This is a genomic window from Paracoccus spongiarum, assembly GCF_030732095.1.
Classification (GTDB): domain Bacteria; phylum Pseudomonadota; class Alphaproteobacteria; order Rhodobacterales; family Rhodobacteraceae; genus Paracoccus; species Paracoccus spongiarum.
This window is the reverse complement of the sequence record NZ_JAVAMQ010000006.1, coordinates 13,873-27,349: the sequence shown is the minus strand read 5'-3', so window position 1 is coordinate 27,349 and position 13,477 is coordinate 13,873. Positions and strand designations below refer to the sequence as shown.

The window sequence follows — 13,477 nt, the reverse complement described above, 5'->3', positions numbered from 1 at the left end:
AACCTAAACGGAAAGCGATTCCAGCCGGGCGGCCAGCGACAGAAGGTCCGCCCAGGCCTCGCGCTTGGCGGCCGGATTGCGCAGCAGATAGGCCGGATGCGCCATCGGCAGCGCCGGCCGCCCGAAGGCCTGTGTCCACTGGCCGCGCAGCCGCAGAATGCCGCGAAGCCCAAGCGCCGCCTGGCAGGGAATGTTGCCCATCAGCACGATCAGTTCGGGCCCGGCAAGGTCGATGTGGCGCCGCACGAAGGGCATGCTCACGCCGATTTCATCCGGGCTCGGGTCACGGTTGCCGGGCGGGCGCCAGGCCAGCACGTTCACGATGTAGAGCGCGCGTTCCGCGTCGACCGCGTCACGCGCCATGCCGATCGCCGCGAACATCCGGTCCAGAAGCTGCCCGGCGCGGCCGACGAAGGGGCGGCCCTGCCGGTCCTCCTCGTCGCCCGGCGCCTCGCCGAGGATCAGGACGCGGGCGGCAGGATTGCCGTCGGCAAAGCAGAAGCTCCGCGCGCCCTTCTTCAGCTCGATCCCGTCGAAACCCTCCTGCGCCTCGGCCAGCGCGGCAAGGCTGTCGGCGGCCGCCGCCAAGGCCTCGGCCTTGGCGATGCGGGCCGCCAGATCCGCGCCGGCGTCCTCGGACAGCGCGGCCGGGCGGGACGGCGCAGCCGCGGGCCCGGCAAGGTCGATCGCGGGCGCCGCGGCCGGCGGCGGAGCCGCGCGCGCGGCCAGTTCGAACCGGTCCAGCGGCGCGTCCAGCACGGGCTCGTCCACGCCCATCTCGGCCTGCCATTCCAGCAGGGCCAGCGCGGTCCGGGCGTCGAGTGCGATTCCGCGATAGGTCGGGTCGGGCATCATGGGGGCGAGGCTAGGCGGGTGCGCGGCCGGCGGCAAGTCAGTCCACGACCAGCATGTAGCCGGTGCCGCGGACGGTCTGAAGAAAGCGCGGCTCGCGGGGGTCGGGCTCGATCTTGCGGCGCAGCCGGGTGATCTGCACGTCGATGGCGCGTTCGGAATTGTCCCCCTCCTCGCCCGAGGCCGTCCCGGCCCCGCGGCCCAGATCGTCGATCAGCTCGGCGCGGCTGACCGGCTGGCCGCGGCTGGCCGCCAGCCGGCGCAGCAGCGCCGTTTCGGTGCCGGTCAGCCGCAAGGGCTGGTCGCCCTGCCACAATTCGCCCTTGTCGGTGTCATAGCGCAGCGCCCCGAGGCTGAGGAATTTCGGCTGCGCAACCTCGGCCGAGGGGACGCGGCGCAGGATCGCCGCGATCCGCAGCAGCAGTTCGCGCGGCTCGAACGGCTTGGGCAGGTAGTCGTCGGCGCCGCTTTCCAGCCCGGTGATCCGGTCCTCGATCTCGCCGCGGGCAGTCAGCAGCAGGATCGGCGTCTGGATGCTCTCGCGCAGGCCGCGGGTCAGCGAGAAGCCGTCCTCGCCGGGCATCATCACGTCCAGCACGATGAGGTCGAACTCCAGCCCCGCCAGCAGCCGCCGCGCCTGCGCGGCGTCGCGCGCCATCGTCACCATGAAGCCGTTCTTGCGCAGGAACCGGCCCAGCAGGGCGCGGATGCGTTCGTCGTCATCGACGATCAGGATATGCGTGTCGGGGCTGGTCATGGGCCTCTCAGTGATCCTCGGGCAGGTCCTTCATGGCCTGATACTGCGCGCGCGTCTCGGGGTCCATCATCGCTTCCAGCACCTGCCGGAAGCCCGCCACCGCCTGAGGCCCGGCATTGCGATAGGCGGCGCGCATCCGCGCCCGCTGCGCCTCGGACAGGCGGCGTTCCAGCGCGGTGCCCTTGGGGGTCAGGAAAAGCTGCCTTTCGCGCCGGTCGCGGCGGCCGACCCGGCTTTCCACCAGCCCGTCATCGATCAGCGTGCGCAGCACCCGGTTCAGCGACTGCTTGGTGACGCCCAGCACCGCCAGCAGCGCGGTCACGGTCAGCCCCGGATCGCGGTTGACGAAATGCAGCGCGCGGTGATGGGCGCGCCCGTAATCCATGTCGGTCAGGATCATGTCGGGATCGGCGGTGAAGGCGCGATAGGCGAAGAACATCGCCTCGATGCCCCGGCGCAGCTGATCGTCCGTCAGAAACAGCAGATCCTCACCCATCATCGCCTGGACCCGCGCCTTGCCTTGCATCCTGTCATCCTTTCGGTGCGTTTCCGCCCTGATAGGGCAGCCTTGTTGACTTTCCAAGATTCGATTGCTAGCCGTCAAGAGCCTTGCGCAACAAATGGGCCGGATTCGGGCGGCCCGGTGAAATAATCGAAAACCCGAACCTGATGGAGAGAGACATGACGGCGGCATATGATGATCGCGACGGCAAGATCTGGATGGATGGCGAACTGGTCGAGTGGCGCGACGCCAAGGTGCATGTGCTGACCCACGCGCTGCATTACGCCAGTTCGGTCTTCGAGGGCGAGCGCTGCTATGACGGCAAGATCTTCAAGGGCCACGACCATTCGTTGCGGCTGATCGAGTCGGGTCGCCTGCTGGACATGCCCATCCCTTACAGCGCCGACGAGATCGATGGCGCCAAGGAGGCCGTGCTGAAGGCCAACGGCTTCGAGAACGCCTATCTGCGCGTCGTCGCCTGGCGCGGCTCGGGGCCCGACATGGGCGTGTCGGCGGCGCGCAACCCGGTGCGCATGGCCGTCTGCGCCTGGGAATGGGGCAGCTATTACGGCGATGCGAAGTGGCAGGGCGCCAAGCTGGACGTGGCCAAGTGGAAGCGCCCCTCGCCCGAGACCATCCCGACCGCCGCCAAGGCCGCCGGCCTCTACATGATCTGCACGATGTCCAAGCATGCCGCCGAGGCCAAGGGCTGTTCGGACGCGCTGTTCATGGACTGGGAGGGCTATGTCGCCGAGGCGACCGGAGCCAACATCTTCTTCGTGAAGGATGGCGAGGTCCATACCCCGCAGGCCGACCGCTTCCTGAACGGTATCACCCGGCAGACGATCATCGGCATGCTGCGCGACAAGGGCATGACCGTGCATGAACGCCGCATCCGCCCCGAAGAACTGGACGGCTTTCAGGAATGCTGGCTGACCGGCACCGCGGCCGAGGTCACCCCGGTGGGCCAGATCGGCGACTGGCATTTCCAGGTGGGCCAGACGACCCGCCAGGTCGCCGAGGATTATGAACGGCTGGTGCGCGCCTGATCGCGCCATGCGGCCCTCGCCCGCGCGGCCAACCGGCCGGACCGGGCGGGGCGTTCCGGGGGCGGGCGCTGCCCGCCCCTGCGGGTCAACTCATCAGTTCGCGCTCGATGCGCAGGAACTCGGCTGCCTTGCGATTTTCCTCGCCGCGCTTCTGCGGGCGCGACCGCAGCGCCTCGACGGCGGGATGTGTGCCGGACTCGCGCTCCTGCCGGGTGAACTCGCGCAGCCTCGTGCCATGCTGGGTCCGGGGCTGGTCGCTGATATGCTTGGTCATCGTCGGGCCTCCTCCAGGTCCTTGGACCCTCGAATATAGGGCCGAATCGGTCCGATTCAAACCATTCAGGCGGCCTTGATGCCCTGCGCGGCAACCAGCACCGCATGCAGCGTCGCCGGGTTGTCATTGGCGCGCAGCTTGGCCCGAAGGTCTGCGTCGCGCAGTGTCCGCGACACCAGGGCCAGCGCCTTGAGGTGATCGACCCCGCTTGTCTCGGGCGCCAGCAGCGCAAAGACAAGGTCGACCGGCTGGCGGTCGACCGCGTCGAAATCCAGCGGCTTTTCAAGGCGCAGGAACAGCCCCACCACCTTGTCCAGCCCGTGCAGCCGCGCATGGGGCAGCGCCACCCCCTGCCCCACGCCGGTCGGCCCGAGGCTTTCGCGTTCCTGCAGGGCATCCAGCGTTTCCGAGGCGTTCAGCCGGTATTCGGCATGCGCCAGATCGGCAATCTCCTGAAACAGTCGCTTCTTCGAGGTAACCTGTCCCAGGGACCGGACGGCCCCTGGCCTGAGGATCTCGCTGAGTTGCATCGTCGCGCGTCTTTCCTGAGCTGTTCGCCCCCGTTCCCTCGGGCCGGGGGCGTCGCGTCCTGGGGTCCGGGCGGACCGGCCTCAGCCGTTTCCGCGCGGGTCGATCCAGCCGACATTGCCGTCGTCGCGGCGGTGGACGACATTCACCCCGCCATGTTTCTCGTTGCGGAACACCAGCAGCGGCGTTCCGGCCAGTTCCATCTGCATCACCGCGTCCCCGACCGACAGGGTCGGCACGCGCGATTCCATCTCGGCGATGATGATGGGTTCGAGGCCGCTGCCCTTCGATTCCCACTCATCCTCGTCAGCCGCCAGCACATAGCTGCCCGCCTCGCCGAACACAACCGGCTCGGCGCGTTCCTTGTGGTGATCCTTCAGCCGGCGCTTGTAGCGGCGCAGCTGCTTGTCCATCTTCTCGCGGCAGGCCTCGAAGGCATCATAGACCTCGGTCGCGGAGCCGCGGGCCTGCACCGTCAGGCCGGTGGACAGATGCACCACGGCATCGCAGATGAACTGATGCGCATCGCGCGAAAACGTCACGGCGGCGTCGGTCGGACGCTGCGAATACTTGGTCACCGTCTCGCCCAGCTCGGTCTTGACATGAGTGCTGAGGGCGTCGCCAACGTCAATGTGTTTCCCGCTGATGGTGTAGCGCATCGTCATTCCTCTCCGGTTGCCCGTCTTTCCGCTGCGCCGACCCGTTCAAGACAGCCGGCGCGCGGCGGAAAACGGGGGTGGCGGGGTCCGGCGAGATGCCGCACCCGCATGTCTCAATTTGGTGACAGCGGATCGGATCTGTCAACGGGGCGCACGGGGCCGTGAAAAGAATTCGCCCAGCGCCCTCGCGCGGTCAGGCAAGGCTGAAGCCCTCGCCCAGATAGACCTCGCGCACCTTGGGATCGGCGACGATCTCGGCGGTGGTGCCGGCCATCAGCACATGGCCGTCATGCAGGATATAGGCGCGGTCCACGATCCCCAGCGTCTCGCGGACGTTGTGATCGGTGATCAGCACGCCGATGCCGCGCGACTTCAGATCATGGACCAGCCCGCGGATCTCGCCCACGGCGATCGGGTCGACCCCGGCGAAGGGCTCGTCCAGCAGCAGGAAGCTGGGCTCGGACGCCAGGCAGCGCGCGATCTCGACGCGGCGCCGCTCGCCCCCCGACAGCGCCAGCGCGGGCGCCCCGCGCAGATGCGTGATCGAGAAATCGCCCAGCAATTCCTCAAGCCGGTCGCGGCGGTGGCGCGGATCGCCATGCGCGACCTCAAGCACGGCCATGATGTTCTGCTCGACCGTGAGGCCGCGAAAGATCGACATCTCCTGCGGAAGATAGCCGATGCCCATCCGCGCCCGGCGGAACATCGGCAGCCGCGTGGCGTCCTGCCCGTCGATCAGCACCTGCCCTGCATCGGGCGCCACCAGGCCCGCGATGCAGTAGAAGCAGGTCGTCTTGCCCGACCCGTTGGGCCCCAGCAAGGCCACCACCTCGCCACGATCCAGCGCGACCGAGACATCATGGATGACCGGCCGCTTGCGATAGGATTTGCGCAGACCCCGGACCCGCAGGCCGGAGCCACGCTCGACCACGCGCCCGACCATCAGTTGCCGCCCGGCTGCAGGATCGAGCGGACCCGCCCCTCGACCTGCGCCGTCCCCGAGGCCAGGTCGACCACCATCCGGTCGCCGGTCAGCACGTTGCCGCCCTGGGTCAGCACGACATCCCCGCGCAGCGTCACAGTGCCGGATGCCACCTCATAGACCGCCTCCTCTGCCTCGGCGGCATCGGCGCCCGATACCAGCGTCACCTCGCCCTCGGCATGCAGCGACCGGATGCGGCTCTGCCCCGCATCGGCATAATCGACGGTGACCTTCTCGGCCGAAAGCCGCATCTGGCCCTGGCCGATGACGACATTGCCGGTGAATACCGCCCGGCCGTCGGCCTGATCGACTTCCAGCCTGTCCGCCGCCACCTCGACCGGCGCCGAAACATCCGCCCGCATGCCGCCGAAGGCCACGTCCTGGGCCAGGGCCGGGCCGGCAGCCAGTGACAGGGCAAGGATCAGGGGGCGCAGCATGGGAGGGTCCTTCCGTGGCTCAGGGCTGGTATAGCAGACGAACGCCGTCCGAAAAGCGCAAGACTGCCGAGGCGGCGCCATCCGCCGACGCCTCGGCGGGGGCAAGCTCCATCGCCCCGGCGCTGAGTTGGCCGAAGGGCGCAGTGGCCCTTATGCCGTCCCGCGCCGCCAGCAGCGAGCGGTCGGTGGCGGCCTCGATCTCGGGGCTCTCCAGCACCCAGCCCGACGAGGTGCCCATCCGCACGCCGCCGCGCAGGGTGATCGCATCGTCGCCGATCCCGACATCCGGCGCGGTCAGTTCGGCGCGCAGACCGTCGGGCCGCCGCCAGTCCAGATGAAGGTCGCTGGCCGCCCCGTCGCGGCCGTCGCGGGCGGGCGCCGCCGAGCGCGCGGTCAGCGACAGCTCTGCGCCATCGCCCGTCACCCCGGAATATTGCGGCGCGACCACGCGCGGCTCGCGCGCCATCGCCTCGGCATCGACCTCGGTGTAGGGGATCTGCGGCGCGGTGCCGGGCTGGCGCGAGAACAGGAACATCGTCGACAGCATCGCCAGCGCGATCAGCGGCAACAGCACGCGCAGCCAGCGCACGATGCGGGTGCGGTCCACGGCCTCACACCATGCCGGCGCGCAGGCAGTCATGGATGTGCAGGATGCCGCGGGGCACGCCATCCTCGACCGCGAAGAGGCAGGTGATCTTGCGCTCCTGCATCTCGGCCAGCGCGGCCTCTGCCAGCGCGTCGGGCGCGATCACGCGCGGATGCGCGGTCATGACCTCGGCCGCGCGCCGATCCAGCAGCCCCTCCATGTGCCGCCGCAGGTCGCCATCGGTGATGATCCCGCCCAACTGCCCGGCGGCGTCGGTCACCCCCGTCACGCCAAAGCCCTTCTGGCTGATCACCAGCAGCGCCTCGGACATCGGCGCCTCCAGATCCACCAGCGGCATGTCGGGATGCATCAGGTCCGCGACCCGCGACAGCCGCGCACCCAGCTTGCCGCCGGGATGGAAGGTGCGGAAATGATCGGCGGTAAAGCGGCGATGCTCCATCAACGCGATCGCCAGCGCGTCGCCCAGCGCCAGCGTCATGGTCGTCGAGGTGGTCGGCACGATGCCGTTGCCGCAGGCCTCCGCGGCTGCGGGCAGCACCAGCGCCACGTCCGACTGGCGCAACAGCGTCGATCCGGGGCGCGATGCCACGCCGATCATCGGGATCTGGAAGCGCCGTGTATGGGCGATCAGATCGGCCAGTTCCGGCGTCTCGCCGCTGTTCGACAGCACCAGCGCCACATCGGCGCGGGTGACCATGCCCAGATCGCCATGGCTCGCCTCGGCAGGATGCACGAACTGCGCGGGCGTCCCGGTCGAGGCCAGCGTGGCCGCGATCTTGCGTGCGACATGGCCCGACTTGCCCATCCCCGACACGATCACCCGGCCGGTCGCGCCCAGCACCAGATCGACCGCCTGCCGGAACTCCGGACCAAGCCCCGCCGCCAGCTGCTCCAGCCCCGAGATCTCGGTGCGGATGACCCGCCGCGCCGTGTCGATATAGTCGTTCACGCCTGCCGTCCTTGCCTTGGTGCAAATATCCTCGGGGGGTCCGGGGGGCGAAGCGCCCCCGGCCGCCGCGGGACGCAATCTAGTGCCGGAAGATGTCGTTTTCATCCCCCCAGCCCAAAAGGTCCAGATGCGCCCGGGCCGGCAGGAAGTCGAAGCAGGCCTGCGCCAGCCCCATCCGGTTCTCGCGCTTCAGCCGCTCTTCCAGCGCCGCCTTCAGCCGGTGCAGATGCAGCACGTCCGAGGCCGCATATTCCAGCTGTGCGTCGCTCAGATCCGCCGCACCCCAGTCGCTGGTCTGCTGCTGCTTGCTGACATCCACGCCGACCAGCTCGGACAGCAGGTATTTCAGCCCGTGCCGGTCGGTATAGGTGCGCACCAGCTTCGAGGCGATCTTGGTGCACCAGACCGGCGAGGAGACCACCCCGAAGGCGTTCTCCAGCGCGGCAATGTCGAAGCGGCCGAAATGGAACAGCTTCACCACCTTGGGGTCGGTCAGCAGCCGGCACAGGTTCGGCGCCTCAGTCTGGCCGCGGTCGATCTGCACCAGATGCGCCTCGCCGTCGCCGCCCGACAGCTGCACCAGGCACAGCCGGTCGCGGCGCGGATCAAGGCCCATGGTCTCGGTGTCGATGGCGACGACCGCTCCCAGGGCGAGGTCGTCGGGAAGGTCGTTGGGATAGAGGTGAATGGCCATCGGGAAGGTCCGGTTGTTTCCTGCTCGCGCCCCTCAGACCAGAAACCGCCGCGACGTTCCAGAAAAAACCGGCGTCCCGCCGCGTCGCCGGCGCCGCCTCGGCCGATCCCGAGCGATGCCGTGCCGATGGTCGGGGCGAGAGGATTCGAACCTCCGACCTACGGTACCCAAAACCGTCGCGCTACCAGGCTGCGCTACGCCCCGCCGAAACCGCTTCTAGCGGATCGCCCGAAGCGGCGAAAGGGGCATCATGCGCAGGGCCAGACGGCGCTGTCCTGCGCCAGCCGGGGATGGGCGACGGGCTGTCCGGCGCGCAGCCCCAGCCGTGCCGCCTCGCCGCCCGCAATCTCCAGCGCCATCAGGCGCAGGGGCTGCGGATCGCCCGGTGCCGCGCCGGGAATCGGCGTCTCGTCCAGCGGCCGCGCCATCGGGTGGATGTGGCGGATCACCCCGACCGCGTCGATGAACAGCAGGTCCAGCGGCACCAGCGTGTTGCGCATCCAGAAGGACATCGGAACAGGCGCGTCATAGATGAACAGCATCCCCTCGCCCGCGGGCACCTCGCGGCGGAACATCAGCCCGCGCGCACGGTCCTCGGGGGTATCGGCGATCTCGACGCGAAAGCGCAACGGCCCCGCCGCGGTCGCGACCAGCACGCGATCGGGCGCACACTCTGCCGGCGCCGCAGGGCGTGCCGGTTGCGCCGCCGCGCCGGTCAGCCAGACGGCCGTCGCGCCCGCATGGACGGCGCCCCGGATCACCAGCCGGATCAAGGCCCGGCTATTCGGCCACATGCGCGAGAAATTCGTCCTGGTCGTCGCCATCCTCGCCCGTCGGCGGCGTCAGCGCGAGGTCGGCATCCTCGCCGCCCCGGTCCCAGCTGGTGATCTGCGCCGCCATCAGCCCGCGCGGCCCCTCGACCACGCGAATGCCGATCGCCTCGCCGATGGCCAGATCGGAAAAGCCGGAATGGCGCAGCACCTCGACATGGATGAACACGTCGTCGGGATGGCCGAAGATGTTGGCGAAGCCGAAGCCCTTGCCCTTGTCGAACCACTTGACCCGCGCCGGGCGCAGCGGCAGGCTGTCCAGCTGTTCGATCACGGCGCTGTCGAGATCGGCAATGGGCGGGCTGCCATCGGTTTCGGGCGGTTCGACCTCGATCACCTCGGTGGCCTGCAGGCCGCGGGCGGTGGGCTGCACCCAGGCGGTGACCCGCGACTGGTCGGCAATCGAGCTGCGCCCGAAATTGCGCAGCACATTGGCGTGCAGCAGGATGTCGGGGCCGCCTTCGCTGTTGAGGATGAAGCCATAGCCCTTGGCAGGGTCAAACCATTTGACCTGCCCGGTTACCAGCGTCATGCCCTTCTCGTCCGTCATCGTCTCACCGCTGTCGCGCAACTCGTACGCATCTTCACACTACGCCCGCACGGGCACCGGTTCAAATGAATTGAGGGACCAAAACGAACAGGGATAAGAGCGTGGTTTCAAAGTCTTTGGCATGATAGCTGTCACAAGTGTCTGCCTTGGAAGGGCATCGGTCAAGACTCAAGGCGACAACCGTTGCACCTGCCAGCGCAGATCCGCCGCTTTGCGCCAGACGAACCGGTCGTGCAAGCGAAACGTTCCGTCACTCCAGAACTCGATCTGCACGGGGCTGATGCGGAATCCGCCCCAGAAGGGCGGACGCGGGGGCGTGGTGCCGTGGCGCAGCCCCTGCCGCGTCGCCTCGGCCACCAGCGCCGCGCGGCTTGCCAGCGGACGTGACTGCGCCGAGGCCCAGGCGCCCAGCCGGCTCTGCAACGAGCGGCTGGCGAAATAGGCATCGGCCTGCGGGCCGTCCTCGCGGCTGACGGTGCCGCGCACGCGAATCTGCCGGCGCAGCGACTTCCAGTGCATCACGAAGGCCGCCTTGCCCGACGCCGCGATCTGCTGCCCCTTCGCGCTGTCGTAATTGGTGTAGAAGACGAAGGCACCATCCGCCCCGCCGCCCTCGATCTCCTTCAGCAGCACCATGCGCACATCGGGCAGGCCCTCGGCATCCACCGTCGCCAGCGCGATGGCGTTGGGATCGTTGGGCTCGACCGTCTCGGCCTCGGCCAGCCAGGCGCGGGCGATGGCGAAGGGATCGTCACCCTCGAATATTCCGCTGCGGTCGCTCATCCTTCTCCCCCTTGCGCTTGATACGGCAGGACTCTTGGCCTAATCACGTCACAACGGGTTGAAAGCGCGAGGGACGGCACATGTCAAGCGAGCAGCACAGGGGCCTGATGGCCGGCAAGCGCGGCCTTATCATGGGGCTGGCCAATGACAAGTCGATCGCCTGGGGCATCGCCAAGGCGCTGGGACGCGAAGGCGCCGACCTGGCCTTTTCCTATCAGGGCGAAGCGCTGAAGAAGCGGGTCGATCCGCTGGCCGCGCAGCTTGGCTCGACCATGGTGCTGCCCTGCGATGTCGGTGACGAGGCGTCGGTGGATGGGCTGTTCGACGCGCTGGCCGAAACCTGGGGCAGTCTGGATTTCATCGTCCATGCCATCGGCTTTTCCGACAAGGAACAGCTGCGCGGCCGCTATGCCGACACCACCCGCGACAACTTCCTGCTGACCATGGACATTTCAGTCTATTCCTTCACCGCCGTCGCGCGCCGCGCCGCCGCCATGATGCCGGCGGGCGGGACGATGCTGACGCTGACCTATTACGGCGCCGAGCGGGTGATGCCGCATTACAATGTCATGGGCGTCGCCAAGGCCGCGCTGGAGGCCAGCGTCCGTTATCTCGCCGAGGATTTCGGCAAGGAGGACATCCGCGTGAACGCGATCTCGGCCGGGCCGATCAAGACCCTGGCCGCCTCGGGGATCGGGGACTTCCGCTATATCATGAAGTGGAACGAACTGAACTCGCCGCTGCGCCGCAACGTGACGCAGGACGATGTCGGCAATTCCGCGCTGTATCTGCTGTCGCCGCTGTCCTCGGGCGTCACCGGCGAGGTGCATCACGTCGACAGCGGCTATCATGTCGTCGGCATGAAGGCCGTGGACGCGCCCGACATCGCCGATGTCCGCAAGGACTAGGGCGGCGGCCCCGGGCCTGCAATGAGCGCTGTCACCTTTCAGCAGCTGGCCCTGTTCGTGGCCACCCTGTCGGTGGCCATCCTGTCGCCCGGTCCCGGCATCATCGCGGTCAGCCAGTCGGCCTTCGCCATGGGTCGCAGCCGCGCCCTTCCCTATGGCTGGGGCCTGGCCGTCGGCGCCTCGTCCTGGTGCCTCGCGGCGCTGCTGGGGCTGACGCTGCTGTTCTCGGCGCTGCCCTGGACCTTCACGCTGCTGACCATCCTCGGCGGGCTTTACCTGGTCTGGGTGGCGCTGAAGATGTGGCGTCACGCGGCCGATCCGCTGCCCGACCCGGCGGACTCGGCCCTCGGGATGAACTTCCGGGCCGGGATGATGCTGAACCTGTCGAACCCCAAGCCCGCGCTGTTCTATTCGGCGGTACTGCTGTCGATCTTTCCCGCCACGCTGCGGCTGGCCGACAAGGCGCTGATCTACGCCACCGCGCTGTCGGTCGAGATGGCGTTTTACAGCGCGCTGGCCTGCCTGATGGCTTTGCCTTTGCTGCGGCGGCGCTATTATGCGGCGAAATTCTGGATCGACCGGGCGGCGGCGCTGGCCATCGGTCTGCTGGGCCTGTCGCTGGTGCTGCGACTGTAAGGAGAGAAGCATGATTGACCGCCTGCCCCATGAGAAGGGCTTTCACGTCAGCTGGGACCAGCTGCACCGCGATGCCCGTGCGCTGGCCTGGCGCATGGACGGAACCGAATGGCGCGCGGTCGTCGCCGTGACCCGCGGCGGGCTGGTGCCGGCGATGATCGTCGCGCGCGAGCTGGACATCCGCACCATCGACACGATCAGCATCAAGTCCTACCACAAGCAGGAACAGGGCGGCCTGACGGTGCTGAAACGCCCCGATGCCGAGTTGATGCGCGACGGCGAGGGGATCCTGGTGGTCGATGACCTGGTGGATTCGGGGCGCACGCTGGAACTGATCCGCGAGATGTATCCCAAGGCGCATTTCGCGACCGTCTACGCCAAGCCGAAAGGCAAGCCGATGGTGCAGAGCTATGTCACCGAGGTCAGCCAGGACACCTGGATCTTCTTTCCCTGGGACATGGCCCTGCAATATGTCCAGCCCTATCGCGGCGAGGATTGAGCCGGCGCCCCGGCAGCCGACTGCCGGCGGCGAAATTCGCCGGGAACCCCTGATCCGGAAGGGCTTTCTTGCCGCCGGCTGATCCCGCCCTGCCGGGTATCCCCAAGGTTGCGCGCAGGTTTTCGCTAAGCATTTGTCAATCCAAGGAACTGACGGCGAGGCCCGGTCATTGTCTCCCCGAAGCGCGGCGCCGTCATCACGATGGCGACCCCGTGACCGAAATGGAGGACACCATGCGTAAGCTTCTTTTGACCACCGCCTTCGCCCTGCCGCTCTCGATGGGTGCGGCCTTTGCCCAGGACGCGACGGCCCCGGCCGAAGACCCGGCCATGGAAACGGAAACCGCCCCGATGGAAGGCGAAACCGCCGAGATGCCTGCCGAGGACGCGGCAGTTGCCGCCGCGGCCAGCGAGAAGGTCGAGCAGCAGCAGGCGGCGAACGAACTGCGCGTCGACTGGATCAGCGACACCACCGTCAACTCGCCCACCGGCGAGGCCATCGGTGACATCAACGACCTGATCGTCGACGGCGAGACCGGCCAGATGATCGCGGCAATCGTCGGCGTTGGCGGCTTCCTTGGCATCGGCGAAAAGCAGATCGCCCTGCCCTGGGATCAGCTGACCGTCAACTATGACGCGCAGGAGATTACCAGCGATCTGACCGAGGAAGAGGCCGAGGCGGCGCCGGAATATGTCTTCCGCGACCGTGAGGACGCGCCCAGCGTTGCCCCGGCGGGCGATGCGGCGGCCCCTGCGGACGCGACGGCCCCGGCTGACGCGACCATGCCCGCGGCCGACCCGGCCGCTGCACCGGCAGACGGCGCGATGCCGGCCGAGACGGCGCCTGCCGATGCGATGCCCGCCGACACCATGCCCGCCGAAACCATGCCCGCAGACGGCGCCGCCGAGATGCCGGCCGAGGGCGAGGCGATGGAGGCCGAGCCGATGGAAGGCGAGGCCGAACAGCCGGCCAGCAACTGAC

The 13,477-nt window shown here is 68.4% G+C and carries 19 protein-coding genes and 1 tRNA gene; 5 read left to right on the top strand and 15 right to left on the bottom strand.

Going from position 1 to position 13,477, the window contains the following annotated elements; all coding sequences use genetic code 11:
- Positions 1-3: 3 nt before the first annotated feature.
- Genes Q5Y72_RS08245 through Q5Y72_RS08235 form a run of 3 tightly spaced genes read right to left on the bottom strand, consistent with a single transcriptional unit; the run spans position 4 to position 2,135 of the window.
- Positions 4-855, bottom strand: coding sequence for a uracil-DNA glycosylase (locus tag Q5Y72_RS08245; protein ID WP_305962935.1), 852 nt, complete (start codon positions 853-855; stop codon positions 4-6).
- Positions 856-892: 37 nt separating this feature from the next.
- A complete protein-coding gene (locus Q5Y72_RS08240; protein ID WP_305962934.1) occupies positions 893-1,609 on the bottom strand; it encodes a response regulator in 717 nt (238 codons plus the stop codon).
- 7 nt (positions 1,610-1,616) lie between these two features.
- On the bottom strand, positions 1,617-2,135 hold the full coding sequence (locus tag Q5Y72_RS08235) for a MarR family winged helix-turn-helix transcriptional regulator (RefSeq protein WP_305962933.1): 519 nt from the start codon (positions 2,133-2,135) through the stop codon (positions 1,617-1,619).
- A 155-nt stretch (positions 2,136-2,290) separates the two neighbouring features.
- Here Q5Y72_RS08235 and Q5Y72_RS08230 point away from each other — a divergent pair, with 155 nt between their 5' ends.
- Positions 2,291-3,160: a branched-chain amino acid aminotransferase gene (locus Q5Y72_RS08230; RefSeq protein WP_305962932.1), complete on the top strand. Its 870-nt coding sequence runs from the start codon at positions 2,291-2,293 to the stop codon at positions 3,158-3,160.
- An 85-nt stretch (positions 3,161-3,245) separates the two neighbouring features.
- On the opposite strand, the gene Q5Y72_RS08225 is transcribed toward Q5Y72_RS08230, so the two are convergent.
- From Q5Y72_RS08225 to pdxH, 12 genes are all read right to left on the bottom strand, one after another.
- Positions 3,246-3,434 (bottom strand): hypothetical protein, encoded by a 189-nt coding sequence (locus Q5Y72_RS08225; RefSeq protein ID WP_305962931.1) that lies wholly within the window; start codon positions 3,432-3,434, stop codon positions 3,246-3,248.
- Between the two features lie 65 nt (positions 3,435-3,499).
- On the bottom strand, positions 3,500-3,964 hold the full coding sequence (locus Q5Y72_RS08220; RefSeq protein WP_305962930.1) for a PTS sugar transporter subunit IIA: 465 nt from the start codon (positions 3,962-3,964) through the stop codon (positions 3,500-3,502).
- An 81-nt stretch (positions 3,965-4,045) separates the two neighbouring features.
- Positions 4,046-4,621: a ribosome hibernation-promoting factor, HPF/YfiA family gene (hpf, locus tag Q5Y72_RS08215; RefSeq protein ID WP_305962929.1), complete on the bottom strand. Its 576-nt coding sequence runs from the start codon at positions 4,619-4,621 to the stop codon at positions 4,046-4,048.
- Positions 4,622-4,814: 193 nt separating this feature from the next.
- A complete protein-coding gene (lptB, locus tag Q5Y72_RS08210) occupies positions 4,815-5,564 on the bottom strand; it encodes an LPS export ABC transporter ATP-binding protein (RefSeq protein WP_305962928.1) in 750 nt (249 codons plus the stop codon).
- Positions 5,564-6,040: a lipopolysaccharide transport periplasmic protein LptA gene (lptA, locus tag Q5Y72_RS08205; protein ID WP_305962927.1), complete on the bottom strand. Its 477-nt coding sequence runs from the start codon at positions 6,038-6,040 to the stop codon at positions 5,564-5,566. The genes lptB and lptA overlap by 1 nt, the downstream gene beginning before the upstream one ends.
- Positions 6,041-6,059: 19 nt before the next feature.
- On the bottom strand, positions 6,060-6,647 hold the full coding sequence (locus Q5Y72_RS08200; protein WP_305962926.1) for a hypothetical protein: 588 nt from the start codon (positions 6,645-6,647) through the stop codon (positions 6,060-6,062).
- A 4-nt stretch (positions 6,648-6,651) separates the two neighbouring features.
- Entirely contained in the window at positions 6,652-7,596 is a 945-nt protein-coding gene (locus Q5Y72_RS08195) for a KpsF/GutQ family sugar-phosphate isomerase (RefSeq protein ID WP_305962925.1), read from the bottom strand.
- A gap of 79 nt (positions 7,597-7,675) precedes the next feature.
- On the bottom strand, positions 7,676-8,290 hold the full coding sequence (locus Q5Y72_RS08190) for a ribonuclease D (RefSeq protein WP_305962924.1): 615 nt from the start codon (positions 8,288-8,290) through the stop codon (positions 7,676-7,678).
- A 127-nt stretch (positions 8,291-8,417) separates the two neighbouring features.
- Positions 8,418-8,494: transfer RNA gene (locus Q5Y72_RS08185), tRNA-Pro, on the bottom strand.
- 44 nt (positions 8,495-8,538) lie between these two features.
- Entirely contained in the window at positions 8,539-9,114 is a 576-nt protein-coding gene (locus Q5Y72_RS08180) for a DUF192 domain-containing protein (protein ID WP_305962923.1), read from the bottom strand.
- Positions 9,071-9,670, bottom strand: coding sequence for a cold-shock protein (locus tag Q5Y72_RS08175; RefSeq protein ID WP_305962922.1), 600 nt, complete (start codon positions 9,668-9,670; stop codon positions 9,071-9,073). The genes Q5Y72_RS08180 and Q5Y72_RS08175 overlap by 44 nt, the downstream gene beginning before the upstream one ends.
- A gap of 168 nt (positions 9,671-9,838) precedes the next feature.
- Positions 9,839-10,453, bottom strand: a complete 615-nt coding sequence (gene pdxH, locus Q5Y72_RS08170) for a pyridoxamine 5'-phosphate oxidase (RefSeq protein ID WP_305962921.1) — start codon at positions 10,451-10,453, stop codon at positions 9,839-9,841.
- An 80-nt stretch (positions 10,454-10,533) separates the two neighbouring features.
- On the opposite strand from pdxH, the gene fabI reads away from it, so the two are divergent.
- The 4 genes from fabI (at position 10,534) to Q5Y72_RS08150 (ending at position 13,476) form a co-directional block, all read left to right on the top strand.
- Entirely contained in the window at positions 10,534-11,361 is an 828-nt protein-coding gene (gene fabI, locus Q5Y72_RS08165; protein ID WP_305962920.1) for an enoyl-ACP reductase FabI, read from the top strand.
- A gap of 21 nt (positions 11,362-11,382) precedes the next feature.
- Positions 11,383-11,997, top strand: coding sequence for a LysE family translocator (locus Q5Y72_RS08160; protein ID WP_305962919.1), 615 nt, complete (start codon positions 11,383-11,385; stop codon positions 11,995-11,997).
- A 10-nt stretch (positions 11,998-12,007) separates the two neighbouring features.
- Positions 12,008-12,496 (top strand): xanthine phosphoribosyltransferase, encoded by a 489-nt coding sequence (gene gpt, locus Q5Y72_RS08155; protein ID WP_305962918.1) that lies wholly within the window; start codon positions 12,008-12,010, stop codon positions 12,494-12,496.
- A gap of 233 nt (positions 12,497-12,729) precedes the next feature.
- On the top strand, positions 12,730-13,476 hold the full coding sequence (locus Q5Y72_RS08150) for a PRC-barrel domain-containing protein (RefSeq protein ID WP_305962917.1): 747 nt from the start codon (positions 12,730-12,732) through the stop codon (positions 13,474-13,476).
- Position 13,477: the final 1 nt, after the last annotated feature.

What these genes read in the sequence shown, in the direction of transcription:
- Q5Y72_RS08240 (WP_305962934.1), bottom strand. Translation starts at nt 1,609, where the DNA reads ATGACCAGCCCCGACACGCATATCCTGATCGTCGATGACGACGAACGC.
- lptA (WP_305962927.1), bottom strand. Translation starts at nt 6,040, where the DNA reads ATGCTGCGCCCCCTGATCCTTGCCCTGTCACTGGCTGCCGGCCCGGCC.
- Q5Y72_RS08230 (WP_305962932.1), top strand. Translation starts at nt 2,291, where the DNA reads ATGACGGCGGCATATGATGATCGCGACGGCAAGATCTGGATGGATGGC.
- Q5Y72_RS08220 (WP_305962930.1), bottom strand. Translation starts at nt 3,964, where the DNA reads ATGCAACTCAGCGAGATCCTCAGGCCAGGGGCCGTCCGGTCCCTGGGA.
- gpt (WP_305962918.1), top strand. Translation starts at nt 12,008, where the DNA reads ATGATTGACCGCCTGCCCCATGAGAAGGGCTTTCACGTCAGCTGGGAC.
- Q5Y72_RS08190 (WP_305962924.1), bottom strand. Translation starts at nt 8,290, where the DNA reads ATGGCCATTCACCTCTATCCCAACGACCTTCCCGACGACCTCGCCCTG.
- Q5Y72_RS08150 (WP_305962917.1), top strand. Translation starts at nt 12,730, where the DNA reads ATGCGTAAGCTTCTTTTGACCACCGCCTTCGCCCTGCCGCTCTCGATG.
- Q5Y72_RS08235 (WP_305962933.1), bottom strand. Translation starts at nt 2,135, where the DNA reads ATGCAAGGCAAGGCGCGGGTCCAGGCGATGATGGGTGAGGATCTGCTG.
- Q5Y72_RS08245 (WP_305962935.1), bottom strand. Translation starts at nt 855, where the DNA reads ATGATGCCCGACCCGACCTATCGCGGAATCGCACTCGACGCCCGGACC.
- fabI (WP_305962920.1), top strand. Translation starts at nt 10,534, where the DNA reads ATGTCAAGCGAGCAGCACAGGGGCCTGATGGCCGGCAAGCGCGGCCTT.
- Q5Y72_RS08160 (WP_305962919.1), top strand. Translation starts at nt 11,383, where the DNA reads ATGAGCGCTGTCACCTTTCAGCAGCTGGCCCTGTTCGTGGCCACCCTG.
- lptB (WP_305962928.1), bottom strand. Translation starts at nt 5,564, where the DNA reads ATGGTCGGGCGCGTGGTCGAGCGTGGCTCCGGCCTGCGGGTCCGGGGT.
- Q5Y72_RS08225 (WP_305962931.1), bottom strand. Translation starts at nt 3,434, where the DNA reads ATGACCAAGCATATCAGCGACCAGCCCCGGACCCAGCATGGCACGAGG.
- Q5Y72_RS08175 (WP_305962922.1), bottom strand. Translation starts at nt 9,670, where the DNA reads ATGACGGACGAGAAGGGCATGACGCTGGTAACCGGGCAGGTCAAATGG.
- Q5Y72_RS08180 (WP_305962923.1), bottom strand. Translation starts at nt 9,114, where the DNA reads ATGGCGACGACCAGGACGAATTTCTCGCGCATGTGGCCGAATAGCCGG.
- hpf (WP_305962929.1), bottom strand. Translation starts at nt 4,621, where the DNA reads ATGCGCTACACCATCAGCGGGAAACACATTGACGTTGGCGACGCCCTC.
- pdxH (WP_305962921.1), bottom strand. Translation starts at nt 10,453, where the DNA reads ATGAGCGACCGCAGCGGAATATTCGAGGGTGACGATCCCTTCGCCATC.